The sequence below is a fragment of the Pseudomonadota bacterium genome (genome assembly GCA_039815145.1).
GTDB lineage: Bacteria > Pseudomonadota > Gammaproteobacteria > Steroidobacterales > JBCBZW01 > JBCBZW01.
Genome location: JBCBZW010000001.1, coordinates 112,731 through 137,089, shown reverse-complemented (window position 1 = coordinate 137,089; position 24,359 = coordinate 112,731). Strand labels below are relative to the sequence as shown.

Below are 24,359 nucleotides of genomic sequence, written 5' to 3'. Positions count from 1 at the left end.
CACGGGCCGCGTCGGGGGTCGCGAAAGGTACTTCGCCCTTACTTCTTCTCGTCGTCTTCGATGCCGATTTCCCAGCTCTCGACCTGCACCTCGACCACGTCGCCGGTGGTGGCGTCGATCTCGATCTTGAACTCCACGCCGAACTCGTCGACCACGTCGAACTCGTAGCTGGCGTCGCCGTTCATCTCGATCTCGTACTCGACCTCGTCGATGGTGCCGGGGTACAGGCGCAGGGCGGTGGCGCGAGCGGTGGCCTCGTCGACCTTCATCTTGGCGGCGAAGAGCGGATGCTTGACGCTGTCCACTTCCTGCTCCATCTCGATAATGCGGCCGTCGTCATCGCACTCGAATTCCCAGTCCGTACCGTTGCTGGCAGCGACTTCGATCTCGTACGCTGCGCCGCCTTCGTCGGTCACGTTGAGGTACTCCACTTTGGCGAACTGCCCCGGGCGCACGGCGGATGCGGCGTGCAAGCACTTTTCAAGGGTGCCGCCGTGGTCGGCGAGGGCCGGCAGCGCAGACAAAGCGAGGGCGGCGCCCAAGGCGCCCGTGATGATGACCTTCATGATGAGCTCCTGATCCGTTGAGCAAGTAGAATTTCGGGGCCCAAGGGTACGTCTTGCGCACCGCAATAGGTGCCGGCTGTCGCCGAATCACGGCGTATTCTTGGGGAATTTGCGCGCAATACCTACGCAGGGGGGCGATTCCCCAAACCTGTGTCACGAGTGCCGGTATTTCGCTTGTAGAGACGTATGTTATGTCCCGCTGTCAGGAGCGCTCTTGAACGCGATGTCCCCTCTCCCAGAACCTCAATGCGCTAACGCCGTGCTTATGGTGCGTCCGCGCGAGTTCGCCTCTAACCCTCAAACGAAGGCCTCCAACGCGATCCAGCGCTTCGACGAGGCGCCGCCGGCAGACCAGGCCCAGCGTGAGGCCCTGACCCAATTCGAGGCCTTGGTGGCGGCCCTGCGTGATGCGGGCGTGACGGTGGTTGTGGTCGACGACGATCCGTCCGTGTGGACGCCGGACGCCGTGTTCCCGAACAACTGGTTCAGCACCCATGCCGATGGTCGCTTCGTGCTCTACCCGATGCTCGCGCCGAATCGTCGCGCGGAGCGCCGGGCCGATGTGTACGAGCGGGCGTTGCCCGCGGCGGGCTTTGCGGTGGAGCAGGTGATCGATCTCAGCGCCCACGAGGCGCAAGACGTCTTCCTGGAGGGTACGGGCAGCCTGGTGCTCGATCGCGTCCATCGCGTGGCCTACGGATGTCGTTCGGCACGCACGCACGATCGTGCGGCCGAGGAGTTCTCCCGTGTGCTCGGCTACGAGGTGGTACTGTTCGATGCCCACGACCCCGAGGGCGCGGAGATCTATCACACGAACGTGATGATGGCGATGGGCGAGCAGTTCGTGGTGATCTGCAGCGATGCCATCGTCGAGGCGGATCGAAACGCCGTGCTGGCACGCCTGGAGGCTACCGGGCGCGACATCATCGAGATCTCCCAGCTGCAGCTGGCGTCCTTCGCCGGCAACGTTCTGGAGCTGTCTGTGGCGGGGCGCAAGAACGTGCTCGCCATGAGCCAATCGGCCCACGATGCGTTCAGCGCGTCGCAGATGGCTCGCTTGGCCCGGTTGGCGCAGCCGCTGGCCGTCGACATCAGCACCATAGAACTGTGCTCCGGCGGCAGCGTGCGCTGCATGTTGGCGGAGATTCACCTGCCGCAGCGTGGTGAGGCGTGATCGCGGACCACGTGCGCGCACGGGCTGCCGAGCACGGCATTCAACCGACCCTCGCCCCGCGCAACACCTGCTACGGCTGTGGGCCTTCGAATGCGAGCGGCCTGCAACTGGTCAGCTACCCGCTGGCGGCACCCTCGCGCGAGATCGTGGCGCAATGGCAACCGGCGCAGCAGCACCAGGCGTTTCCCGGCGTGCTCAACGGCGGTGTGATCGGCACCTTGCTCGACTGCCATTCGAACTGGGCAGCGATCTGGCACTTCCTCCACGAGGACGGTGGCGAGGTGCCGCGCTGTTGTGTCACGGGCGAGTTTTCCGTGCGCTTGCGCCGCCCGACCCCACTGGGCCCCCCGGTGCAGGTTCGCGCGTGGGTCGAGGAGCAACCCGCGGACGATCGCGTGCTGGTGAGCGCCGAGCTGCATTGTGAGGGGAATGTCTGCGCCACCTGCCGCGGCGTGTTTTTCTCCGTCGGCGAGGATCATCCTGCGCACCACGCGTGGTAGCGTGCGTCTTTTCACTTCGCTCTTAAGGTGTGCACATGCCTAAGTTGGCCGTTCCAGCGATCGTCATCGCCCTCGTCCTCATCCTCGTGCTGAGCTTCGGTTCGCGTCTGGTGAAAACCGTGGAGCCAGGTCATGTGGCCGTGGCGACCTTATTCGGCAAGGTGCAGGACACGCGCTACGGCGAAGGCCTGCACGTGCCCGTCAACCCGCTTTACGAGTGGCACGACTACGACGCCCGCGAGAAAACCCACAAGGAGCGGGCCAACGTGCCCTCGCAGGATCAGCTGCAGACCTCGCTGGAGGTTAGCGTGCAGTACCGGATCAACGCCGCGATGGCGCCCACGATCCTGCGCGACACGGGCACCGCCGCCGACGCCGTGGAGGTGCACCTCACGCCGAAGCTGCGCTCGCTCCTGCGCGAGCAAGGCAAGAGCATCGTGCGCGCCGAGGATTTCTTCCAGGAGCAAACTCAGGAGCGCCTCCAGGGCAACCTGCTCCTGGGCATGAAGGATTATCTGGAACCCAAGGGGATCGACGTCGAAGCTGTACTGATCCGCGACATCACCCTGCCGCCCTTCATCACCAAGGCGATCGAGGCCAAGAAGGAGCGCGAGCAGGAGGTGGAGAAGCAGAAGGCCGAACTCGAGCGCTTCCGTACCGAACAGGAACAAAAGGTAGCGGCGGCGCAGGCAGAGCGCCAGGCGGCGGAGGAGGAGGCCAACCGCAAGCGGATCCTGGCCGATGCGCAGGCCTACGAGATCGAGCAGATCAACCGGGCGATCGCCCAGAATCCTGCCTACGTGCAGCTGCAGGCGATGGAGGCGCTGAAAGAGATCGCCAAGGATCCGGCCACCAAGCTCTACTTCCTCGACGGCAGCAGCTCGATGCCCCTGCCGCTGATGCACCTTGGCGATCCGGTGGCCGCGGGCGCCAATCCGCGCTGACCTGAAGGACATCCCATGACCGACACGCCTTCCCACCCCACCTACACCCTGCGGGCGACGGATCCCCACGCGCATCTGTTCGAGGTGACCTTGGCGTTACCCGCGCCGGCCGCCGACGGGCAACGCCTGCAGCTTCCCGCGTGGATTCCGGGCAGCTATATGGTGCGCGACTTCGCCCGCCACGTGGTGCGGCTGGAGTGTGAGGTGCTGTCGTCGGGCAAACGGCGCGAGCTGGCCGTGCACAAGGTGGACAAGTCCACCTGGCAATGCGCGCCGATCCCCACGACCGATGAAGAGGTGACACTAGTCGCTCGCTACTGGGTCTACGCCTACGACCTCAGCGTGCGTGGGGCGTGGTTGGACCAAACGCGCGCTTACGTGAACGGTGTGTGCGTGTTCCTGGCGGCAGAGGGGCGTGAGCACGAATCCCTCCGAGTTCGCCTCGAACGCCCGCAGGGTGTCCATGATCGGGGGCATCGCGTCGCCACCTCCCTGCGCTCGGTGGACGTCGACAGCGGCGGCTACGGTGAGTACGAGGCGCAGGACTACGCGGATCTGATCGATCATCCGGTGGAGATGAGCGACATCGAACGCGAGGTCTTCGAGGTGCAGGGCGTGCCGCACGGCCTGGTCCTGAGTGGACGCCAACGGTGCGACATCGATCGCCTGGTGCAGGACCTCTCCGCCATCTGTCACCAGCACCATGCGATGCTAGGGTGGCCTGAAGAGCTCGATCGCTACGAGTTCCTCCTCCACGCGGCGGACGTGATGGGAGGCGGCTTGGAGCATCGCTTTTCCAACAGCTGCATCGTGGCCCGCGACATGCTGCCCCGCCGGGGGATGTCGAGCGACGACACGCGCTACGTGCGCCTATTGGCGCTGCTCAGTCACGAGTACTTCCACCTGTGGAACGTCAAGCGCACGCAGCCGGCGGCGTTCCAACCCTTCGATCTGCGCGCTGAGCAGTACACGCGCACCCTGTGGGTGTTCGAAGGCATCACCTCCTACTACGACAAGCTCGCCTTGCTACGCGCGGGGGTGATCTCCACCGCGCGCTACCTCAAGCTCCTTGGAGAGGTGATCACCGGGGTGATGCGCACCCCGGGGCGGGAGCAGATGTCCGTGGCGGACTCGAGCTTCGACGCGTGGATCAAGCTCTACAAGCGTGATGAGAACGCCCACAACTCGCTGATCTCCTACTACTCGAAGGGAAGCCTCATCGCCCTCGCCCTGGACCTGCATCTGCGCATCGAGAGCGCAGGCGAGTGTTCCCTCGACCGGGTGATGCAGGCCCTGTGGGAGCGCCATGGCGCCACCGGCGAGGGCATCGCCGAGGACGGTTTCGAGGCCCTTGCCGAAGAGGTGAGCGGCGTGTCGCTGGCGGGGTTCTTCGCGGCCACGGTGCACGGCACGGAAGACCCGCCCCTGGAGGCGTTGCTGGCGAAGGTCGGCGTTCGCCTCGCGTGGCGGATCGCCGAGCAGGATGGCGCGCCGCGGGCCTGGCACGCGGGGCAACTCGGGGCCGGGTGTCGGATCGCGGGGGGTGGGGTGGTGCTGGACTACGTGACCCGAGGTGGCGCTGCCCACGCCGCGGGATTGTCGGCGGGCGATCGCTTGCTGGCGCTCGACGGCACCCGGCTGGACGCGCACAACGTGCGTACCCGGCTGCGCGACAGTGCCCCCGGGGCCACGGCCAGCCTGCATGCCTTCAGGCGCGATGAGCTCATGCAGTTCCACGTGACCTTCGCCGAACCGCCGGTGGACACGGCACATCTGAGCCTGATCGAGGATGCCTCCCCGGCGGCCGACGCGCTGCGCGAGCAATGGTGGCGGGGGATCGGCCCACTAGGTGGCTAGCGCGCCGGCGTCGTCGATGGAGGGCGGTCGAGGCGCGACGGCACGCTTGCTCCTGGGCGCGGTGCTGATCAGCTTCTCCGCCGTGTTCGTCAAGCTCACTAGCGTGGCGCCCACGGTCTCCGCCGTGTACCGCTGCGCCTTCGGCGGCGCGGTGCTCTTCGCCTGGCTGGCGATCTCCCGCCAGCAGGTGTGGATTCGGCCCCGGCCGTGGATCACCCTGCTCGTGGCGGCCGCGTTCTTCGCCGCCGACCTGGCCGCCTGGCACCGCAGTATCGTCTTCGTCGGACCGGGGCTGGCTACGCTGCTGGCCAATTTCCAAGTGTTCGTGCTGGCCGTGGTGGGGGTGGTGGTGTTCGCGGAACCCGCGCGCCTGAGCCTCTGGTTGGCTATCCCCCTGGCCATGGCCGGATTGGCCCTGCTGATCGGTATCCAGTGGAGCGAACTGCCGGCCTTGCAACGCGAGGGCGTGCTGTGGGGGCTCGCGACGGCGTTCTTCTACAGTGGCTATATCCTGTCCCTGCGCCGGGCGCGGCAGCTTTCCCCGGGGATCAGCGCCGCCAACGATCTGGCCATCGTGTCCGCCGCCTCCGCGATCCTCCTGGCGCTGCTGGCGCTGGCGTCCGGGGAGAGCTTGCGTATTCCGGATCTACCCAACCTCGGCACCCTGATCGCGTACGGTGTCGTCGGGCAGGTGCTGGGCTGGCTGCTCATCTCGAGCGGTCTGGAGCGAGTGCCGGCGGGGCTGATCGGGCTGATTCTCTTGCTCCAGCCCACCCTGGCCTTCCTCTGGGACATCGCCTTGTTCGGTCTGCCCATGAGCGCCTCTCAGGGGTTGGGCGCAGGGCTTGCGATCGCGGCGATCTACGCGGCCACCCGCCGCTGACGGCCCTGAGCCGGCGCGAGTGCCAGGCCGACCCTTGTCACATCCCCGGCGGCCGGAAAGAATGGCGCCGTGAGCGGTGCTCGTCGGTGCCGCACAAGTAGGACGGGACGTCGATGGTGGACTTGGGGCTGCGCCTGCTGCTCGCGTACATGCTGGGGTCGTTGATGGGGGCACTCATCGTCGGTCGACTCAGCGGCGCCGGTGATATCCGCGAGGAGGGCAGCGGCAACGCGGGAGGCACCAATGCCCTGCGCACGCGCGGCTTGGCGTTCGCTCTCGGGGTGATCGCGATCGATATCGGTAAGGGCAGTCTGGCGGCGACGTGGGTGGCGAACGTGCCGCTCGGCACCAGCGCAAGCCTTGGGACGCCCATCGTCGCCATGCTCTGCGGGGCCGCCGCCGTCGTCGGTCACGTGTTCCCCGTGTGGTTCAACTTTCGCGGTGGCAAAGGGGCCGCCACTCTGGTCGGCGCCTACCTGGGGCTGGCCGCGGTGGTCGTGATTCCCGTCCTCTTGGTGTGGTTACTCTGTCTCGTGTTGAGCGGCTTTGTGGGACTCTCCACGATGGTGGCGGCGGCCTCGGCCGCGCTCGCCGTCTGGGTGCTGCAGCCAGGGCCCGCGCCCGATGCGCTCGTCGTGTTCGCCCTCGCCATGGCCCTGCTCTTGGTCTACACCCACCGCAGCAATCTCGCGCGCATGCTGCGCGGTGTGGAAGACCGCAAGCACGCGATCATGCTGTTCGCACGCAACAGCGAACGCAACGGATGACTGCGTCGCGCTCCGGCCATCGCCTCGAGCCCTTGCAGGGTGAGAGCATCTCGCGAGGCTGTCGGGCTGAACTGGGCGCTCTGGCGCCGGATCTTCGCGTGTTGGATGAGGTGGACTCGACCAGCAGTGAGGCGGCGCGCTGGCGCGGTGCGTTGGCGGCGGACGACGGCCGGGCGGTCGCGGTGGTGGCAGATCAGCAGAACACCGGGCGCGGCCGGCGCGGTCGATCGTGGCGAACCGCACCGGGGAGCGCCATTCACCTCTCCCTGGCCAGGCCGGTGCGGACGACGCACGGCCTTGCCCCGTTGGGCCTTGCTTGCGCGATCGCCGTGTACGAGGTGTTGGCCGCTCAAGGAGCGGAGCACCTGGCGATCAAGTGGCCTAATGATATCGTTTGCACGAGCGCGGGCGATCGCCCCTACGGGAAAATTGGCGGGCTGTTGCTCGAAGCCAGCCAGCGAGCGGGGGCGCAGGGCGATGGCGTGCACGAGGTGGTCGTGGGTCTCGGCCTCAATCTCCACCTGCCGAGCGCCTTGCGTGCCGCGCTCGAGACGGAAACGGAGTACGCGGTGGCGGACCTCTGCGCCCTGGGGCTCGATCCGCGTGCTCGCAACGCACTTATCGTCAGGCTCATCGTGGCCCTTAGTGCCGCCCTCGTGCAGTTCGAAGCGCTGGGGTTTGCCGCCTTTCGCGATCGCTGGCCGCCGGTGGACATGCTCCGGGGGCGCGAAGTGGTGGTGTCGGGAACCGACGGACGCCTGCAGCGCGGCGTGGCCGGCGGCATCGATATCGACGGGGCCCTCTGCGTTCACCTCGACGACATGCCGGCACCCCTGCGTGTGCACGCGGGCGAAGTCTCGGTGCGACCCCTGCCATGACTCATCCCGCGCTGTTCATCGATATGGGCAACTCACGGGTGAAGTGGGCGCAGGCGTCGGCGAAGGAACACGCCCTGGAGGCGCACGGCTCTCGCCCCTACGAGGTGCTCGGCGAGCATGCGCCCGTGGCCGCGCTGATGGACGCCTTGCCGCCCGCGATAGCTGCAGCGGTGGTGGTCAGCGTTGGCCATCCGGACATGGCCCAGGAATTAGGTGCGCGCCTGCAGCGCCTCGCCTCGGGCCAGGTGATAGTGGGGAAGGTGCAGCGGGAGTTCCGCGGATTGACCATCGGCTACGAGCAGCCCGCCAACCTGGGGGTGGATCGTTGGGTGGCGATGTTGGGGGCTGCGCGGTTGGTGGGATATCCCTGCACGGTGGTCGATTTCGGCACCGCGGTCACCGTGGACGTGGTGGATGGCGATGGACAGCACCTGGGCGGCGCCATCGCCCCTGGGCGTACCTTGCAACGACGCTCGTTGCGCCAGTCGACAGCTCGGATCCGTGCCGGCGGGCGTGAACCCGTGCCCCCCTCCTTGTTCGCCAGTGACACGGGAGAGGCCGTCGCCGCGGGGGTCGATCACGGTCTCGCGGCGCTGGTACGGCTCGCCCATGCGAGCGCCGCGCGCAGGCTCGACCCCGGGGCCGACCCGCAGGCAGAACCCGGATGGCCGCCGCTGCTCATCACCGGTGGCGATGCGCCCGATTTGCTGCCCCTGTTGCCCGCACACGCCCAACACGTGGATGATCTAGTTCTCGAAGGGGCCCGCTCACTGCTGGAGGGGGTCGAGGAGATTCGATGAGAGCCATCGCCTTGTTGCTGGTACTGGTGAACCTGGGGTTGCTCGGGTGGAGTCGTTGGGTGGCCCCGGCGCCGGCCCCTTCGGCGCGCCCGCTGCCGGCTTCTGTGGAGCGTTTGGCGTTGGTGGCTCCCGTCAGCCAGGTCGTGCAGGACGAGGTGAGCGGTGAGGTACTGGCCGATGCCAGTGCGGAGTCTGAGCCACAGGAAGCTGGCGAACCCGCGCCCCCCGCGGCGGTGGCGGCGACCAGCCCGGCGGTGGAACTCGCCGGCAGCCAGCTGGTGGTGATCGCTCCGGGCGCGCAGGCGCAGTGTGCGTCCGTCGGCCCCTTTCTCGATCTCGCCGGTGCGGCGGAGTTTGCGGCGGCAGTGCGGGCCCGGGGCTTGGAGCCTGGCCAGCGTCGCCTCGCCTCGGATGTTTGGGTGGGCTACTCGGTGATGCTGCCGCCGCTGCCCTCGCGGGAGGATGCGCGGGCGACGGCTGCCGCCCTGCGCGAGGCGGGCGTGGAGGATCTGTACATCGAGCCCGGCGGTGACCTGCGCAACGCCATCTCTCTGGGCTTGTTCAGCCAGCGCGACGGGGCGGATCGTCACGCGAAGGCTATTCGCGAGCTTGGGTTCGAGCCCGAGATTCGCGATCGCACACGCACGGCAGATGTGTACTTCGTGGATTTCGAAGTGCCGCCTGGCAAGCGGGTCGATCTATCCCGGTTCGAGCGCCAGGGTCGTCGCCTCAGCAATGGCGTTTGCGCAGTCGCCGCGGCGTAGCACCGCATGCCCCTCGAGGACGATCCAAGCAACCAACGTCCCAAGCCGCCGGCGGAGCCCTACGTGTGCTGGCGCTGTGGCGAGCAGCTGCCCTTCGCGCTGCTTCCCCTCACGCACCTGGCGCGGTGCCCGCACTGTCGTGCTGATCTGCACGCATGTCGCTTGTGCCGTCACCACGATCGAACGCGCCTGAATGAGTGTCGACACGAGCGAGCGGATCCGCCGAACGATCGTACCCAGGCTAACTACTGCACTTACTTCCGTCCGCGATTGCATGCGTTCGAGGTCGACCACGACGCGGCAGCACGCCAATCGGAGCAGGCCTTGGCCGCACTGTTCGGAGCGCCGGAAGGTGAGCAGGAAGCGCAGGGCGCCTCACCCAATGAGGCGCACGCGGATGCGGTCGACGACGCGCGCCAGGCGCTGGAGGCGTTGTTTGCCGCCCCGAAGGCGACTGATCAGGATAAGGACTGATACGCTGAGCGGCATGAAACGTCGCTCATCCTCCACCCTGATCGCAAGCGCAGGCCTTTTGCTGCTGTTGCTCAGCGCCTTGGCGCCCTTTACCTTCGCCATGGAGCCCGGCGCGGGGCGATTCCTCGTGGCCAGCGAGGCTATCGACGACCCGAACTTTGCGAAGACGGTCGTGTTGGTGCTGCACCATGACGGTGACGGCAGCATCGGCCTCATCATCAATCAGCATTCGGACATCGCGCCGGCCCAGCTGTTTCCCGGGGTTCGTGGACTCGGTCGGTACCAGGGGATGCTGTTCCTGGGTGGTCCGGTGGAGCTGAGCCATGTGAGCGTGCTCGCGATCGAGGGCGCCGGCGGCACGGCGGTGCTGGACGGCGTCTACCTCAGTAACGATCCGACCACCTTGGAAGGGCTCTTACAGGTGCGAGGCGCCGTGGGTGAGCGCGCCCTGCGTATCTTCATCGGCTACGCGGGTTGGGCTCCCGGTCAGCTGGAAGCGGAAATCGCCGCGGGTGGATGGCAGGTGCATCCTGCCAGCGCGGCGCAGGTGTTCGAGCGGGATCCATCGCGTCTGTGGCAGAGCCTGATTGAAGGCGGATCGAAGGCAGCGCCCGACGAGCCTTTCGTCGTGCGCCGGTCCTCACCCACCAGCACAACGCCCGGCGCCAGCCGATAGCGGATGACGCGACGGGCGCGTTACACTTCGAGTTCTCAGAGGCCTCTTCGGGCCTTACTGCCGGAATGGCTCAATTGGTAGAGCAACCGCCTTGTAAGCGGTAGGTTGGGGGTTCAAGTCCCTCTTCCGGCACCACTTTCTGGCGGGAGCCGAATCGGCCCCGCCGTTCCCCCTCAGTAGTAGGTCAGCGCGCTAGTTGGCGTTCGCGAGTTGCTGCCACACACCCACGATGGTGCGCACGTCGTCGCTCACGGTGTACTGCTCGCCGTCCCATTCCACCCAGCCGTCCGCGCGCAGCGAGGACCACAGCACGTGGAGGGTGCGCAGGGGAATACCCAACAGGTCAGACAGATGCCCGCTGGTGCCTTCTTCACCCAGGGCTAGCGCGGTGATTACGGCGCGTTTTTGTGGTGATGGCCACTTGTACGCCTTCACGGCGTCGATGGTCTTAAGCAGTTTCGCTTTCTTCATGGAGACTCCCGGTCAAGAAATAACCACGTTGTTGTACAAATCAACGTAAACGAGCGACTTTGGCGCAGGTGTACATCCAGTGTTCGCTGCTGCTCAGACCGCTCGTCAGGCGCAGTGTAGCGGCACTGCACGAATAACGGTAGCTGTTCCTAACAAAAACAGGGCATTGGGGTCTATCCAAGCCCGTTGGGCCTGCTGAACGGTTTCGCTAGGGCAGGATTTGTGCGTTACAAGGTAACGGTGGGGTTCGGTTTGGATGCCTGGGCCGTGGCGTCCGCGATGACGGTTAGTAATTCCCTTTCGGTGAAGGGTTTTTGCAAGAAGTGATAGGTCGCGTACGACGCGTCGGTGAGCGCTGACATCAGTATCACTGGCATGTCCGCGTGGCGCTCGCGCACCCAATCGGCCAGTTCGATGCCGTTGCGGCCGTCCCCCAGGCGCACGTCCGACAAGACCGTGTCGATCTCCAGCGACGCGGCGCTGAACGCGTCGATTGCCTCGTTCATGCAGGCCACGGGGGTGACGCGGAAATCGTTCGCCTCTAGCACTGAGGTGATCATCTCGCGCACCAGGGCCTGATCCTCGACCAGCAGCACGGAATAACGACGACCCGTTACCATGGGACCCTCACTCCAGGAGACAAGGCGATGACCCACTGTGACACAAAGCATGGACCCGCGCGTGAGGCGATCGCCTGAGTCATCGTCAAGCGGCGAAGGGCCCGGAGCGTCGGCGAACGACCCCCAGGCGCAAGAGCGCCTCGTGCATGCCTGCGCGCACCAGGTGTTCATCGATTTTGTGCGCTACAACTCCGAGTTTCGCTCCATCACACAGCGCGCGAAGCAACGTTTCGAACAACGCAAGTGGGCGGCAAGTCGCGCGGACGCGGTGGAGCGGATTCAGCTCTACGACAACTGTGTGAACGCCACCGTCGCGCGCGTGCGCGAATTGTTTGAGCAAACACCGACTTGCCCGATTCTCGAGGAGCGCGTTTGGCACGCCATGCGCCGGCGCTTCGCCGAGAACATCGCCACCTACCGAGACATCGAGTTCACGCGCACCTACTTCAATTCGGTGGCGCGCCGGGTGTTCGGGGTGGCCGACGCCGTGCAGCGCATCGTCTTCCAGTCGGAGGACAGCCAGCCCCTCGCCCAGTCTGCCCATCCGCTGGGCGTGCGACGCTACGCCTTGCAGGGCGGGTCCCTGACACAATTGTTTACCGTGTTGCTCGCCGACTACCCCTTCGCCGTGACCTATCGCGACATCGTGAGCAGCGGTGACCATGTGGCGAGCGAGGTGCGCGAGTTCCTCGAGAGCGCTGGGGCAGGCGAGCCGCAGCTGGTGGAGATGATCGGTCCCGTCTTTTTTCGCGATACGCGCGCCTACCTCGTGGGCCGCCTGACCTCCGCCAGCCGCCAACACCCGTTGCTGATCGCCTTGCGCAACGCGCAAACGGGTATCGAGGTGGATGCGGTGCTCCTCGACGACGATGAGGTTAGCTTCGTCTTCGGCTTCGCTCGCTCGTACTTCCACGTAGATCTAGAGAGCGTGACCAGCGCGGTGATCTTCCTGCATTCGATCATGCCGCATAAGTCCGTGGTGGACCTGTTCACGATGTTGGGGCGGGCCAAGCAGGGGAAGACCCAGCGCTACCACGAGATTCGCGAGCACCTCGCCCTGTCCAGCGAACGCTTCCGCGACGCGGCCCTCGACAAGGGCATGGTGATGATCGTATTCGCCCTGCCGTCCTACGGCGGTGTGTTCAAGGTGATCCGCGACAACTTCGCCTACCCGAAAACCACCACCCGGCAGGACGTGAAGGACAAGTACCGCCTGGTGGCGACCCACGATCGGGTCGGTCGCCTGGTCGAGGCGCAGGAGTTCGCCGGCATGAAGTTCGCAGCGGATCGCTTCGAACCCACCCTTCGCGATGAGTTGCTGAATGAAGCCACCGCCAGCACCCATCTCGAGGGCGAGAACACGCTGGTGCTGGATCACGTCTACGTCGAGCGGCGTCTGATCCCGCTCAACAAATATTTGCGCGAGGCCAGCGGTGAGGATCGCATGCAGGTGGTGATCGACTACGGACAAGCTATTCGAGACCTGGCCCACGCCAACATCTTCCCCGGCGATCTGCTATTGAAGAACTTCGGCGTGAGTCGCCAGCGCCGGGTCGTGTTCTTCGACTACGATGAGCTGTGCCTCGTTACGGACTGCAATTTCCGCGATCCGGTGCAGGCCGCCTACGAGGAAGACGAGATGCGGCCCTCCGATTGGTTCTACGTGGCGGAGAACGACGTCTTCCCACATCAGTTCGCCTCGTTCCTCGGCTTCGGCGGCGAACTGCGCGATCGCTTCCTGGAACTCCACGGCGAGTTGTTCACGGCGGCGTGGTGGCGCGATGTGAAGGCGCGTCACGAGCGCGGCGAGGTGCTCGAACTGGTGCCCTACCGACGGCGCGGCGAGCAAGACGCGTTGCGCGATGGCCCACGCGATGGCCTAGAAGAACACTAGGCGAATCACCAGCGCGATCAGCGCCAGGTTGAACACCAGATGCACCAGCCCCGCACCGCGGGTCATGGTGTGGTGCGCGCCGAGCCAGCCCCCGATCGCATTGCCGAGGGCCAGGGCGGCGCCCGTGAGCCACAGCACGCCGGACTGCCAGGCGTACACCGCGAGCACGGGCACCGTGTAGGTGAGGACGGCGAGCACCTTGTACTGATTCACGCGCACCAGATCGAAGCCGAGGACGCGGTGGAGTACGGGCATGAGCACGAAGCCCACGCCCACCTGAATCAGTCCGCCCCAAAAACCAACGCCGATCATGCACAGGTGTCCGAGGATCAGGCGCTGACGGCTAGGCCGTTGGCTTGGTGTGGCGGTAGGAGGCGCGTCGGGTCGCTGCTTCTCCCGGCCTTGGCTCCACATGGCCGCCATGGAGATGAGCATCACTACCGCCAGCACGAGTTCGAAGCGCTCACCCCGTAGCTGGACGCCGGTAAACGCACCGACCAGCGCCCCCGGGAGCGTCGCCAGCCCCAGGGACAGGCCGAGCAGGGGTTGTTCGTAGCCGCGCTTGCGAAAGGCGAGGACGGCGACGGCGTTCTGGGCCAGGATGGCCACCCGGTTGGTGCCGTTCGCCACGGGGCCGTCGAGGCCGAACAGGAGCATCACGGGCACGGTCAGCATGGAGCCGCCGGCGGCCATCACGTTCATCCAACCCGCCGCGACGCCGACGCCGCACAGGGCAATTGCCTGCCAGATCTCCAAGCTTTCCCCTGCGTCCTCAACCGCGTCGACCGCGTCCCGTCCACAGGGCGCGAGCACCGCGCGTAGAATACATGAGCGCGCGGCCACTAGGCCGCCGTGGTGTGTCGAGCGGAGCCGAAGCGACTTGCAGATCATCCGAAACGCAGCCCTGGTGGGCGGACCCGTGATAGCGACGCTGGTGGGCATGCTGGTCGCCGCGCAGGGCGTCGGCTCCGCCGGGGCACCGTGGGTGGCGGGCATCACCACCCTCGCTGCCGTGTGGTGGATCTTCGAGCCGATCCCGATCCCGGTCACCTCTCTGCTGCCTCTGGCCCTGCTGCCGCTGCTTGGGATCCTCTCGCCCGGCCAGGTGGGGGAGTCCGTGGGCAGTCCCCTCATCTTGCTGCTGATGGGCGGCTTCATGCTCTCCACCGCCATGGCGCGAAGCGGCGCCCACCGTCGCCTCGCGCTGAACGCCGTGCGTGCCTTCGGTCGCGGTGGTGGTCGGTCCCTGGTGTTCGGCTTTGTGACCGTGTCGGCCGCCTTGAGCATGTGGATTTCAAACACCGCCACGGTGCTCATGTTGCTGCCCATCGTCGTGGCCATCATCGAGAAGACTGACGATCGCGCGCTCCAGCGAGGACTGCTCCTCGGCATCGCGTACGCCGGCAGCGTGGGGGGTATAGGTACGCCCGTGGGCACGCCGCCGAACTTGATCTTCCTGCGCGTCTACCAGGAGACCACCGGCACGGAGGTGAGCTTTCTCTCCTGGATGGGGTTTGCTATCCCCGTGGTGCTGCTCCTCGTGCCTTTCATCGCCATTTGGCTAACGCGTGGGATCAGTACCAAGGAGCGTATCGACATTCCGAGCCCGGGCCCCTGGCGGGCGGAGGAGGTGCGCACGCTTGCCATCTTCGCGCTCACGGCGCTCGCGTGGATCACGCGAACGGAGCCCGGCGGGGGTTGGAGCCAATGGCTGGGGCTGCCGGGCGCCAACGATGCCAGCGTGGCCCTGCTGGCCGTGGTGCTCATGTGCCTGGTGCCGAACGGTCGCGGCGGGCGCCTCCTCGACTGGGAGACGGCCTCGGAAATTCCCTGGGGCATCTTGCTGCTGTTCGGCTCCGGCATCGCGATCGCCAAGGGCTTCGCAGCCACCGGCATCAGCGCCAGCCTGGGGGAGGCCCTCGCCGGGCTCAGCGCGCTGCCGCCGTGGCTGTTGATCGGCTTGATCTGCGTGATGGTGACCTACCTGACGGAGGTCACCAGCAACACCGCCACCACGGCGTTGCTGATGCCGATCCTCGCCGCTGCTGGGGTGGCGGCAGGACTGGACCCCCGCTTGCTGATGGCGCCTGCGGCCATGACCGCCAGCTGCGCCTTCATGCTGCCCGTGGCCACCGGGCCGAACGCCGTCGTGTTCTCGAGCGGTCGACTCAGCATTCGCGAGATGGCTCGGGAGGGCTTCGTGATCAACCTCGTGGCCGTGGGTGTGGTCACCGCAGTAGCGTCCCTGCTGCTGCTCTGAGGGCCGTCGAAAGGTCACAAGTTGCTCCCGTCATCGCCGGGCAAGCGCTGTAAGACGCTGTTTCGAATCGAATATCGCGGAGCGTTATAAGCGGATAAGTAAAGGATCGTTCGGTCCCGGGGTTGCCGTCCCTACACTCCCCGTCCTCAGTCCGAGGAAGGCACCGCCATGGCACAACCCAGCACCGCGCTCGATTTCAATCAAGGTCCCCTGGACCCCGCTCAGGCTGCCGCGGTCAGTCAAGCCGTCGACGGCTTGAACGTGACCCAACTCACCTGGGTGAGCGGCTACCTGGCAGGGCTTGCGGCAACAGCGGGTGCCACCGTGCCCCTCGACACCGCCACGGCACCCGTCACCCTGGCCGAGGCGTCACCCACGCTTACCGTCCTGTTTGGCTCCCAGACCGGCAACGGACAGGCGATTGCCGAAGATCTCGCGCGCGTGGCCGGCGAACAAGGCATGGCGGTGGAGCTCAAGGCGATGCAGGACTACCGCCCGGCGAGCCTGAAGAAGGAGTCCCACGTGCTCGTGGTGGTGAGCACCCACGGTGAGGGGGAACCGCCAGATGAGGCCGCGGCGCTGCACGAGTTCCTCGGCTCCAAGCGGGCGCCGCGCCTGGATCATCTGCACTACGCCGTCCTCGCCCTCGGCGACTCCAGCTACGAGCATTTCTGCCAGACCGGCAGAGACTTCGACGAGCGGCTCGCGGCCCTCGGCGCGACGCGCCTGGCCGATCGCGTCGATTGCGACGTTGACTACGAGGCCCCTGCCGACGCTTGGCGCGACGCCATGCTGGCCCAGGTGCAAGAGGTGTTCGCCAAGGACACGACCGAATCAGCGGCGCCGCGACCGGCGGTGCACCTGCACGCGGTAGCGAACGCGCCGCGCTATGACAAGCGCAGTCCCTTCCCCGCGCCGCTGCTGGCCAACCAGCCGATCACAGGGCGCGGCTCCGGCTGGCCCGTGCGGCACCTGGAGTTCTCCCTCGAGGACAGCGGCCTCGACTACGAACCCGGCGATGCGCTCGGCGTGATGCCGCGCAACCCCCAGCCCCTGGTCGCCCAGCTGCTGGATCGGCTGCAGGCGCGCGGTGACGAGGAGGTCACGCTGAACGATGGCGAGGCGTTGCCCCTGCACGAGGCGTTGGCATCGCGGTTGGAAGTGACGGTGCTCAGCCGCAGCTTCGTCGAGCGCTACGCCGAGGTGGCCGAGTCGAGTGTGCTTGCCGATCTGCTCGCCGGGGATCGCAGCGTCTACGGCGACTGGGCTGGCCAGCGTCAGGTCATCGACGTGCTCCGCGAGTTTCCTGTGGTGCTGGCGCCGGAGCAGTTCGCTGGCATGTTGCGCAAGCTCACGCCGCGCCTCTACTCGATCGCCTCCAGCCCGTTGGCGAGCCCAGAGGAGGTGCACCTCACGGTGGCTGAGGTGCGTTACGAGCTGTTCGGTGAGCGCCATTGGGGCGCCGCGTCCACCTACCTTGCCGACGCGGTGGCTGAAGGTGACACGGCCCCGGTCTACATCCAACCCAATAGTCGCTTTAGGTTGCCTGCGAACAACGACGCGCCGGTCATCATGATCGGCCCAGGCACCGGCGTGGCGCCGTTTCGGGCCTTCGTCGAGCATCGCCAGGCCTTGGGCGCGAACGGACGCAACTGGCTCTTCTTCGGCGCGCGGCACTTCGACACCGATTTCCTGTATCAAATCGAGTGGCTACGCCATCTGCGCCAGGGCAGCTTAAGTAAGCTGGATGTCGCCTTCTCCCGTGATCAGCGCGAGAAGATTTACGTGCAAGATCGTCTGCAAGAGCGTGGCGCAGAGCTCTACGCCTGGCTGCAGGAAGGCGCTCACGTCTATGTCTGCGGCGATGCCTCGCGTATGGCCAACGACGTTGACGAAACCCTTCGGCGCATCGTGGCAACCCACGGAGCGAGGGGCGATGAGCAGGCCAGCGAATACCTGGCCGAGCTGCGCGCCAACGGTCGCTACCAGCGTGACGTGTACTGAGTAAGCACAAGGAGCGAGAGCATGAGCGATACGCCCCTGTCTGATGTCGAGCGCATCAAGACCGCCAGCCGTCACCTGCGGGGCACCCTCTCGGAGAGCCTCGGCGACGCGGTCACCGGCGCCCTGGCTGACGATGACACGCAGCTGAGCAAGTTTCACGGCATCTACCAGCAGGACGACCGCGACCTGCGCGCCGAACGGCGCAAGCAGAAGCTGGAGCCGGCGTTCAGTTTCATGATTCGCGTGCGCGTGCCCGGCGGACTGGTCACCGGCCAGCAATGGGTGGCCCTGGATGACATCGCCGACGAGTACGCCAACGGCACGCTGCGGCTCACGACACGGCAGGCCGTGCAGTACCACGGCATCGTCAAGCGTGGCCTGAAGCAAGCCATGGCCTCGATCAACGCGACCCTGCTCGACACCCTGGCCGCCTGCGGCGACGTCAACCGCAACGTCATGTGCACGGCCCACCCGGATGACTCGACGCTTCACCGCCAAGTGTTCGAGGCTGCACAGCAGGTGCACGATCATCTGACGCCCCAAACGGGCGCGTATCACGAGATCTGGCTCGACGGAAAGAAGGTCGAAGGGCCTGACGTCGAGCCGATCTACGGCGATACCTACCTGCCGCGTAAGTTCAAGTCCGTCGTCGCCCTACCGCCGGTGAACGACGTGGACATCTTCGCCCACGATCTGGGGTTCATCGCCATCGTGGAAGACGGCGAGCTGGTCGGTTTCAACGTCACCGTGGGCGGCGGCCTCGGCATGACCCACGGCGACCAGGGCACGTTCCCGCGCCTCGCCGACGTGATCGGCTTCTGCGCGCCCGATCAGGTGCGTGACGTCTCAGAGCACGTGGTCACCGTGCAGCGCGACTTCGGTGACCGCACCAACCGTAAGCATGCTCGCCTTAAGTACACGATCGAAGATCGCGGCGTCGATTGGTTCGTCGAGACGCTCAACGCGCGCCTGGCGCAACCACTGCAGGCGGCGCGGCCCTTTGCATTCGATACCACCGGCGATCGCTACGGTTGGGTCGAGCGTGAGGACGGTCGCTGGAACTACACGCTGTTCGTCGAGAACGGTCGCATCGCGGACAACGCGGAGCACCAGATGCGCACGGCCATGCGTGAGTTGGCGACGGCGTTCGGTGCCGATTTCCGCATCACGCCCAATCAGAACCTGGTGATCGTCGGGCTCGATGCGCAACGCAAAGACGCGGTGAGCGAACTTCTCGAGCGCTATCGGGTCACGGGAAAGGAGGGGCCGACAGCGCTGCGCCAAAACGCCATGGCCTGCGTCGCCTTCCCCACCTGTTCGCAGGCGATGGCGGAGGCGGAGCGTTACCTACCGTCGCTGTTGAGTCGCATCGAGGCGTTGATGGCAGAGCACAGTCTTGGGGACATCCCGATTGTCACCCGCATGACCGGCTGTCCCAACGGGTGCGCCCGGCCGTACCTTGCGGAGATCGGCCTCGTGGGGAAGGGGCCTGGTACCTACAACCTCTTGCTCGGTGCGGCGCCCGACGGCAGTCGTCTGAATACGCAGTATCGGGAGAACATCGGTGAGGAGCAGATCCTCGCCGAGCTGGATCGCTTGTTAGGGGACTACGCCGCGCATCGTCACGAGGGCGAGCGCTTTGGTGACTTCGTGGTGCGGGCAGGCCATGTGCCAGCCTTGGACCACGGTCGCGATTACCACCGCCTGGCGGCGGCGGTTACCGGATGAGGACGCCATGAGTGCTGAACGACAGCTCCTGATGAGACCCACGGAAGTGCTCGATGAGGGACAGACCCGCGAGATCGCCGTCGAGCATGCGAACCACACCCTGGCTGCGATGACGGCACCCGAGCGCGTCGCTTGGGCCCTCGAGCACCTGCCGAGCAACGTGGCCATGACGTCGAGCTTCGGTGCCCAGTCCGCTGTCATGCTGCACATGGTCACTCAGCAGCGGCCCGACATTCCCGTTATCTTGATAGACACCGGCTACCTCTTCCCCGAAACCTATCGCTTCGTCGACGAGATGACCGAGCGCTTGGCCCTGAACCTCGAGGTCTACCGGCCCGCCACCAGCGCGGCCTGGCAGGAGGCTCGTTACGGCAAGCGTTGGGAGCAGGGTGCGCAAGGCATCTCCGCGTATAACCGTGAGAACAAGGTGGAGCCAATGGAGCGCGCCCTGCGCGACCTGCAGGTGGGTACCTGGTTCTCCGGTCTTCGCCGGGTTCAAGCGAGCACCCGGCGTGCCTTGCCCGTGCTCAGCGGCAGCGGGGAGCGATGGAAAGTGCTGCCGGTAGTCGATTGGAGCGACCGCGATGTCTTCGAATACCTGAAGGCCCACGAGTTGCCGTACCACCCCCTGTGGTTCGAGGGCTACGTATCGATCGGCGACGTGCATACCACCCAGTCGTTGCACGATGCGGGCAGTGTGGATGACACGCGCTTTTTCGGTCTGCTACGCGAGTGCGGGATTCACGAGATCGACCTGCAGCAGGTGGACGGGGCCGCCGCGCCCTAGGGAATCTCTGCACAGGTCCGCCCACCATCCCCGCGCACCAGCGATGCGAACTTCGCGCGCCTTGATCTCGCGCCGCTGGACGCACGGGGCTGGCGACCAGGCTGATGCGGAGCTTTCCTAGCCTGATGCTCAGTCGGCCTCTGCCTGCGCGCAGGGGCCGTAGAGCTTGAGTTCCGTGTCGGCCAGCAAGGCATCGACGGCTGTCTGACCGGGCGCTTCCATCGCCTGCATGGTCAGCTCATGCGTTAGGTGAGGGGCGAACAGCTCCAGGAACACCTGCATGTACCGCGGCAACACCGCGTCGCGGCGCAGGGCGACCCAGGTGGTGCAGCGGGGGAACAGGCCCGCCGCATCGAGGGTCATGAGATCCCCCTGCGGATCGCACTCGGCCGCCATGCTGGCGACGATTCCCACGCCCATGCCGATACGCACGTAGGTCTTGATCACGTCCGCATCGCGTGCCGTGAAGACCACCTCCGGCGTCAACCCCTCCTGCTCGAAGGCGTGCTTCAGCGACGACTCGCCGCTGAAGCTGAACACATAGGTGATCAGCGGGTGTTCGGCGAGGCGCGGCAGGGTCAGCTTCTCGTCGCTCTCCGCCAGGGCGTGTTGCCTCGGCACGATGACCGTGCGATCCCACCGGTAGCACGGCAGCATGATGAGCTCCGAGCGAGGCGTGGGCTGGCCGCTCGAACTGACGATCGCAAAGTCGATCTCCTTGCCACGGATCATCTGCCAAATCTGCTCCGACGTTCCCTGGTGAAGGTGCAGGGAGACGCTCGGGAAGCAGTCGCGGAAGCGCTTGATCACCGGCGGCAGCACGTAGCGGGCCTGCGTGTGGGTGGTGCCGATCGAGAGACTGCCGCTCTGTTCGCTGTGTTGATTGGCGGCGAGGTGTTGAATGTTCTCCACCTCGCTCAGAATGCGGCGGGCCCGCTCGATGATCTCCCGACCGATGGGCGTGACGCTGTCCAGGCTCTTGCCGCGTCGGGTGAAGACCTGAACGCCGAGCTCGTCCTCGAGGAGCTTCAGCTGCTTGCTGACGCCCGGTTGCGAGGTGAACAAGCGTTCGGCCGCGGCCGTAATGTTCAGTTCGTTATCCGCGATAGCGAGGAGATAACGTAGCTGCTGGAGCTTCATGGGAAACCCGCCTGGACGGCGAAAGGGTAGGCGGCGGGCTGGGCCCTGGGGTACCGCCGGTGAACTGGTTCGCAGTCTAGCGGGTTGAGCCTCGTGCCTGTCAAGCATTGCCGGGCCCTGATCTCAAGTCACTTCCAGACCCGTCGTTAACCTCGTCATGCGCCCAGCTTATGCCCCAACCAAGCGGCCGTACGCCGCGCTGGAGTGACGATGACGGAACCGCAGCGCCTACTCATCATCGACTCCGATCCGCTGCTGCGCGACTCGCTCAGCGACGCGCTCGCGCGAGCCGGCTATCAAGTGGCGGTCGCCGCGTCGCTTCGCGATGCCTTCCAGGAGTTCCTTCGCCTGCGGCCTGCGGCCGTGTTGTTCGAGCTCGCCGGCGGCGAAGGGCCGAGTCAGAGCGAGGGCCTTCACCTGTGTCGCCAATTCCGGGCGCTTCCCGGCAGCGAGCATCTGGTGCTGATCGCGATGAGCCGAGAGGCAGGCGCCGAGGCGCTGCTCGAGGCGGCCTTCGGGGCGGGGGCGACGGATTGCATCGCGCGCCCAGCCAAGTACCTCATTCTTCAGCGCCGCTTGGAGCAGCTGCTACAGGCCCGCGAGGTGACACGCTCGCTCCAGCGCAGTCAGCAGCGCCTGGAGGCGGCGCAGCGGGTCGCTCACCTGGGTGATTGGCGCTTGGGCTGCAAGTCGGGGCGGCTCAGCTGTTCCGACGAGCTCGTACGCATCCTCAAGGCTACCGATGGATCGAGCTTGAGCACGCTCGCCGATCTGCTCGGTTGGCTGCATCCGGAGGACTCCTCCATGGTCGCCGATGCCTTCGTCACGGCGATGGATCAAGGCACCTCCTTCAGCTTCGAGTGCCGCGTGCTGAGTGGTGACGGCAAGCTGCGCACCGTCCAGCTCGGCGGACAGCAGGAGAGCGAAGAGCTGGCGGACGAGCCTACGCTGGTCGGATCCGTGCTCGACATCACCGACCAACGCTCGCAGCAGGCGCAGTTGCGCTATCTGGCGAACTACGATCCCGTCACCCGCTTGCCGAACGAGAGCCAGTTGGACAGCTGGCTCGCCCGCCACACGGGGCGTGGGGCGAAGTCGGCGCTGGTGCGCCTCGGCCTGGATGAGTTTCGCCGCGTCGCCGAGTCTCTGTCGCGCGAGCAACACGATGAGCTACTGCGTTTGATCGGCGCCAGGCTCAACTCAGCGATCCGCTATCGTGAACGTAAGCCTGGCCCAGGCGCACGTCGCGGTCGCCGGCAGGACATCGCGGCTCGCGTGGGGCGCGCGGAGTTCGCCGTGCTGCTGGGCAAGATCGATGGAGTGCCGGTGGCGCTCGAGGTGGCCGATCGCCTGCGATCCGAGCTCGAGCTGCCCTTCGAGGTGGGTGGTCAACGCATCTATCTGAGCGTGAGTGCAGGCGTGGCGTTGTACCCCCTCCACGCCGAGGACCCGGAAACCCTGGTGCGGGCCAGCGAGGCTGCGCTCGGTGCCGCGGTCCGAGCGGGCGGCGGTCGCGCCGTCGCCTTCGACGTCACCATCGAGGAGCAGATTCGTGAGCGCTGGGGGCGGGAGGCTGCCCTTCGTTCGGCCCTCGACGACGGTCGCTTCCTGGTCTACTACCAGCCTCGCATCGATCTCGAGGAGGGGCGTGTCGGCGGCGCCGAGGCACTCCTGCGCATGCGTGCGGAGGACGGCTCGCTGGTGCCGCCTTCTGAGTTCATCCCGTTAGCCGAGGAGCTCGGCCTGATCGTGGAGCTCGGTCGCTTTGTGGTGGCCGAAGCGATTCGTCAGCTGCGTCAATGGCAGAGTCTGGGGTTGGTGGACCGTCGCTTCGTCATGTCCGTCAACATCTCGCCCCGCCAATTCCAGGATCCGCATCTGTTCGAGCACATCGAGCTGGTGCTGCGCAACGAGCATGTCGCGCCCGCCTGCCTGGAGCTGGAGATCACCGAGAACACCCTGCTCAGCGACCTCGAGTTGGCCTCACGGTTGCTCGAGGCACGCCGGCAGATCGGGGTGCGGGTGGCGATCGATGACTACGGCACCGGTTACAGCTCCCTGAGCTACCTGCGCGAGCTGCCCGTCGATACGCTGAAGATCGACCGCAGCTTCATCAAGGGGCTGGGCGTGAACCAGACCGACGAGGTGATCGTGAGGTTCACGGTGCAGCTGGCCCAGGCACTGGGCCTGCGCGTCTGCGCTGAGGGCGTGGAATCTGAGGAGCAGTTGACGCTGCTTCGGGCGCTACGCTGCGAGGAGGTTCAGGGCTTCTTGTACGGCAAACCGATGGCCGCAGAAGACTTCACGACGGGGTTGATGCCGCCGAGCGCGAGGCAGCCGGGTAACGAAGCAGCCCGAGAGGCGATGGCGTCGGCAGGCACCGGTGTGCAAACCGGCGACGACATCATCGTGCTCGAGGCGGAGGATCCCCAGATGGATCAGGCGCCGAAGCAAATCCGCCCCCTGGCAGGGTAAGCGGGCCGCGAGCGTTCGTTGCCGACCCCGATGAGGTCGGCCTGTTCAGCGCTTCAGCACCGGCCAGTGACCGGTGCTTCGGGCCTCAGTGGCGGGGCGGGCCGCCGCCGCCAGGGCGAGGCCGACGCTCACGCTCCTGCGCTTCGTTCACGCGCAGCGGGCGACCGCCGTAGTCCTTGCCGTTCAGTTCCGAGATGGCGTTGGCGGCGTCGCCAGACTCCATTTCCACGAAACCGAACCCTCGTGATCTGCCGGTCTCCCGATCGGTGATCACCACCGCCGAGTGCACCTCGCCGATATTGGCGAACAGGTCGCGCAGATCTTCATCTGATGCGCGCCAGGGCAGATTTCCTACATAAAGCTTGGTCATTCCAGAACTCCGAGAGAGCCCCTCCACGACACAACACGACGCCCCGATCCCTATTGCGTGCGGTGCCTTGATGGCGAAGTGGCTCGAGATTTACGCGCTGCGGTTATGCTGTGCTGTCGTGGCGCCGGGGGAATAAGGGAGGGATTAAGTCCACGCCCGCATTGGGGTTCCGGCCTGAGCATTCAGTATATGACCGAGAATTCGAACTTACTACGTCAAGTTTTTGGCGCTCCAAGACAATTGGGTGACAGCTTGCGCGCTCACCCGTTGCCGCTCAGCGACGGCAGACGCTACCGATAAGCTGGGGTAATGTGGCACCCTTAAGTC

23 protein-coding genes and 1 tRNA gene are annotated in these 24,359 nt (G+C 66.0%); 18 read left to right on the top strand and 6 right to left on the bottom strand.

Annotated features, from left to right (window positions below; genetic code table 11):
- Positions 1-38: 38 nt before the first annotated feature.
- Positions 39-566 (bottom strand): PepSY domain-containing protein, encoded by a 528-nt coding sequence (locus AAF184_00610; protein ID MEO0420806.1) that lies wholly within the window; start codon positions 564-566, stop codon positions 39-41.
- A gap of 265 nt (positions 567-831) precedes the next feature.
- On the opposite strand from AAF184_00610, the gene AAF184_00605 reads away from it, so the two are divergent.
- The 12 genes from AAF184_00605 to AAF184_00550 all read left to right on the top strand — a co-directional run bounded on the left by AAF184_00605 (position 832) and on the right by AAF184_00550 (position 10,418).
- On the top strand, positions 832-1,740 hold the full coding sequence (locus AAF184_00605) for an arginine deiminase-related protein (protein MEO0420805.1): 909 nt from the start codon (positions 832-834) through the stop codon (positions 1,738-1,740).
- A complete protein-coding gene (locus AAF184_00600) occupies positions 1,737-2,240 on the top strand; it encodes a PaaI family thioesterase (GenBank protein MEO0420804.1) in 504 nt (167 codons plus the stop codon). Before AAF184_00605 ends, AAF184_00600 begins: the two co-directional genes overlap by 4 nt.
- Positions 2,241-2,275: 35 nt before the next feature.
- Positions 2,276-3,184 (top strand): SPFH domain-containing protein, encoded by a 909-nt coding sequence (locus AAF184_00595; protein MEO0420803.1) that lies wholly within the window; start codon positions 2,276-2,278, stop codon positions 3,182-3,184.
- 15 nt (positions 3,185-3,199) lie between these two features.
- Entirely contained in the window at positions 3,200-5,041 is a 1,842-nt protein-coding gene (locus AAF184_00590) for a PDZ domain-containing protein (GenBank protein MEO0420802.1), read from the top strand.
- Entirely contained in the window at positions 5,034-5,924 is an 891-nt protein-coding gene (locus AAF184_00585) for a DMT family transporter (GenBank protein ID MEO0420801.1), read from the top strand. Before AAF184_00590 ends, AAF184_00585 begins: the two co-directional genes overlap by 8 nt.
- 113 nt (positions 5,925-6,037) lie before the next feature.
- The gene (gene plsY, locus AAF184_00580; protein MEO0420800.1) at positions 6,038-6,691 is read left to right on the top strand and encodes a glycerol-3-phosphate 1-O-acyltransferase PlsY; all 654 of its coding nucleotides are present in this window, start codon (positions 6,038-6,040) and stop codon (positions 6,689-6,691) included.
- Entirely contained in the window at positions 6,688-7,569 is an 882-nt protein-coding gene (locus AAF184_00575) for a biotin--[acetyl-CoA-carboxylase] ligase (GenBank protein ID MEO0420799.1), read from the top strand. Before plsY ends, AAF184_00575 begins: the two co-directional genes overlap by 4 nt.
- Positions 7,566-8,369: a type III pantothenate kinase gene (locus AAF184_00570; GenBank protein MEO0420798.1), complete on the top strand. Its 804-nt coding sequence runs from the start codon at positions 7,566-7,568 to the stop codon at positions 8,367-8,369. The genes AAF184_00575 and AAF184_00570 overlap by 4 nt, the downstream gene beginning before the upstream one ends.
- The gene (locus AAF184_00565) at positions 8,366-9,133 is read left to right on the top strand and encodes an SPOR domain-containing protein (protein MEO0420797.1); all 768 of its coding nucleotides are present in this window, start codon (positions 8,366-8,368) and stop codon (positions 9,131-9,133) included. The genes AAF184_00570 and AAF184_00565 overlap by 4 nt, the downstream gene beginning before the upstream one ends.
- Positions 9,134-9,139: 6 nt before the next feature.
- Positions 9,140-9,607, top strand: coding sequence for a hypothetical protein (locus tag AAF184_00560; protein ID MEO0420796.1), 468 nt, complete (start codon positions 9,140-9,142; stop codon positions 9,605-9,607).
- 13 nt (positions 9,608-9,620) lie between these two features.
- Positions 9,621-10,283, top strand: coding sequence for a YqgE/AlgH family protein (locus AAF184_00555; protein MEO0420795.1), 663 nt, complete (start codon positions 9,621-9,623; stop codon positions 10,281-10,283).
- Positions 10,284-10,342: 59 nt separating this feature from the next.
- A tRNA-Thr gene (locus tag AAF184_00550) sits at positions 10,343-10,418 on the top strand.
- Positions 10,419-10,475: 57 nt separating this feature from the next.
- Here AAF184_00550 and AAF184_00545 read toward each other — a convergent pair.
- Both AAF184_00545 and AAF184_00540 read right to left on the bottom strand, forming a co-directional pair.
- Positions 10,476-10,754, bottom strand: coding sequence for a hypothetical protein (locus AAF184_00545; protein MEO0420794.1), 279 nt, complete (start codon positions 10,752-10,754; stop codon positions 10,476-10,478).
- Positions 10,755-10,981: 227 nt separating this feature from the next.
- On the bottom strand, positions 10,982-11,374 hold the full coding sequence (locus AAF184_00540) for a response regulator (GenBank protein MEO0420793.1): 393 nt from the start codon (positions 11,372-11,374) through the stop codon (positions 10,982-10,984).
- A 142-nt stretch (positions 11,375-11,516) separates the two neighbouring features.
- On the opposite strand from AAF184_00540, the gene aceK reads away from it, so the two are divergent.
- On the top strand, positions 11,517-13,268 hold the full coding sequence (aceK, locus tag AAF184_00535) for a bifunctional isocitrate dehydrogenase kinase/phosphatase (GenBank protein ID MEO0420792.1): 1,752 nt from the start codon (positions 11,517-11,519) through the stop codon (positions 13,266-13,268).
- Here aceK and AAF184_00530 read toward each other — a convergent pair.
- Positions 13,254-14,024 carry a sulfite exporter TauE/SafE family protein gene (locus tag AAF184_00530; protein MEO0420791.1) on the bottom strand — a complete coding sequence of 257 codons (771 nt, stop codon included), beginning with the start codon at positions 14,022-14,024 and terminating at the stop codon, positions 13,254-13,256. The two genes, aceK and AAF184_00530, sit on opposite strands and share 15 nt — an antisense overlap.
- A gap of 124 nt (positions 14,025-14,148) precedes the next feature.
- On the opposite strand from AAF184_00530, the gene AAF184_00525 reads away from it, so the two are divergent.
- The 4 genes from AAF184_00525 (at position 14,149) to AAF184_00510 (ending at position 20,047) form a co-directional block, all read left to right on the top strand.
- Positions 14,149-15,528: an SLC13 family permease gene (locus tag AAF184_00525; protein MEO0420790.1), complete on the top strand. Its 1,380-nt coding sequence runs from the start codon at positions 14,149-14,151 to the stop codon at positions 15,526-15,528.
- Between the two features lie 168 nt (positions 15,529-15,696).
- Entirely contained in the window at positions 15,697-17,532 is a 1,836-nt protein-coding gene (locus tag AAF184_00520; protein ID MEO0420789.1) for an assimilatory sulfite reductase (NADPH) flavoprotein subunit, read from the top strand.
- 21 nt (positions 17,533-17,553) lie between these two features.
- Positions 17,554-19,260, top strand: coding sequence for an NADPH-dependent assimilatory sulfite reductase hemoprotein subunit (locus tag AAF184_00515; GenBank protein ID MEO0420788.1), 1,707 nt, complete (start codon positions 17,554-17,556; stop codon positions 19,258-19,260).
- 7 nt (positions 19,261-19,267) lie between these two features.
- Complete coding sequence (locus AAF184_00510; protein ID MEO0420787.1) at positions 19,268-20,047, top strand: phosphoadenylyl-sulfate reductase; 780 nt, start codon at positions 19,268-19,270, stop codon at positions 20,045-20,047.
- Positions 20,048-20,176: 129 nt separating this feature from the next.
- On the opposite strand, the gene AAF184_00505 is transcribed toward AAF184_00510, so the two are convergent.
- Entirely contained in the window at positions 20,177-21,187 is a 1,011-nt protein-coding gene (locus AAF184_00505; protein MEO0420786.1) for a LysR substrate-binding domain-containing protein, read from the bottom strand.
- A 210-nt stretch (positions 21,188-21,397) separates the two neighbouring features.
- Between AAF184_00505 and AAF184_00500 the strand changes: the two genes are divergently transcribed.
- Entirely contained in the window at positions 21,398-23,662 is a 2,265-nt protein-coding gene (locus tag AAF184_00500; GenBank protein ID MEO0420785.1) for an EAL domain-containing protein, read from the top strand.
- An 85-nt stretch (positions 23,663-23,747) separates the two neighbouring features.
- Here AAF184_00500 and AAF184_00495 read toward each other — a convergent pair whose 3' ends face one another.
- Complete coding sequence (locus AAF184_00495) at positions 23,748-24,032, bottom strand: RNA-binding protein (GenBank protein ID MEO0420784.1); 285 nt, start codon at positions 24,030-24,032, stop codon at positions 23,748-23,750.
- Positions 24,033-24,359: the final 327 nt, after the last annotated feature.

Excerpts from the sequence above, each read along its gene's own strand:
- AAF184_00575 (MEO0420799.1), top strand. The coding sequence starts at position 6,688 with ATGACTGCGTCGCGCTCCGGCCATCGCCTCGAGCCCTTGCAGGGTGAG.
- AAF184_00560 (MEO0420796.1), top strand. The coding sequence starts at position 9,140 with ATGCCCCTCGAGGACGATCCAAGCAACCAACGTCCCAAGCCGCCGGCG.
- AAF184_00565 (MEO0420797.1), top strand. The coding sequence starts at position 8,366 with ATGAGAGCCATCGCCTTGTTGCTGGTACTGGTGAACCTGGGGTTGCTC.
- AAF184_00505 (MEO0420786.1), bottom strand. The coding sequence starts at position 21,187 with ATGAAGCTCCAGCAGCTACGTTATCTCCTCGCTATCGCGGATAACGAA.
- AAF184_00590 (MEO0420802.1), top strand. The coding sequence starts at position 3,200 with ATGACCGACACGCCTTCCCACCCCACCTACACCCTGCGGGCGACGGAT.
- AAF184_00595 (MEO0420803.1), top strand. The coding sequence starts at position 2,276 with ATGCCTAAGTTGGCCGTTCCAGCGATCGTCATCGCCCTCGTCCTCATC.
- AAF184_00495 (MEO0420784.1), bottom strand. The coding sequence starts at position 24,032 with ATGACCAAGCTTTATGTAGGAAATCTGCCCTGGCGCGCATCAGATGAA.
- AAF184_00515 (MEO0420788.1), top strand. The coding sequence starts at position 17,554 with ATGAGCGATACGCCCCTGTCTGATGTCGAGCGCATCAAGACCGCCAGC.
- AAF184_00570 (MEO0420798.1), top strand. The coding sequence starts at position 7,566 with ATGACTCATCCCGCGCTGTTCATCGATATGGGCAACTCACGGGTGAAG.
- plsY (MEO0420800.1), top strand. The coding sequence starts at position 6,038 with ATGGTGGACTTGGGGCTGCGCCTGCTGCTCGCGTACATGCTGGGGTCG.
- AAF184_00605 (MEO0420805.1), top strand. The coding sequence starts at position 832 with ATGGTGCGTCCGCGCGAGTTCGCCTCTAACCCTCAAACGAAGGCCTCC.
- AAF184_00510 (MEO0420787.1), top strand. The coding sequence starts at position 19,268 with ATGAGTGCTGAACGACAGCTCCTGATGAGACCCACGGAAGTGCTCGAT.
- AAF184_00520 (MEO0420789.1), top strand. The coding sequence starts at position 15,697 with ATGGCACAACCCAGCACCGCGCTCGATTTCAATCAAGGTCCCCTGGAC.
- AAF184_00545 (MEO0420794.1), bottom strand. The coding sequence starts at position 10,754 with ATGAAGAAAGCGAAACTGCTTAAGACCATCGACGCCGTGAAGGCGTAC.
- AAF184_00610 (MEO0420806.1), bottom strand. The coding sequence starts at position 566 with ATGAAGGTCATCATCACGGGCGCCTTGGGCGCCGCCCTCGCTTTGTCT.
- AAF184_00540 (MEO0420793.1), bottom strand. The coding sequence starts at position 11,374 with ATGGTAACGGGTCGTCGTTATTCCGTGCTGCTGGTCGAGGATCAGGCC.
- AAF184_00500 (MEO0420785.1), top strand. The coding sequence starts at position 21,398 with ATGACGGAACCGCAGCGCCTACTCATCATCGACTCCGATCCGCTGCTG.
- AAF184_00555 (MEO0420795.1), top strand. The coding sequence starts at position 9,621 with ATGAAACGTCGCTCATCCTCCACCCTGATCGCAAGCGCAGGCCTTTTG.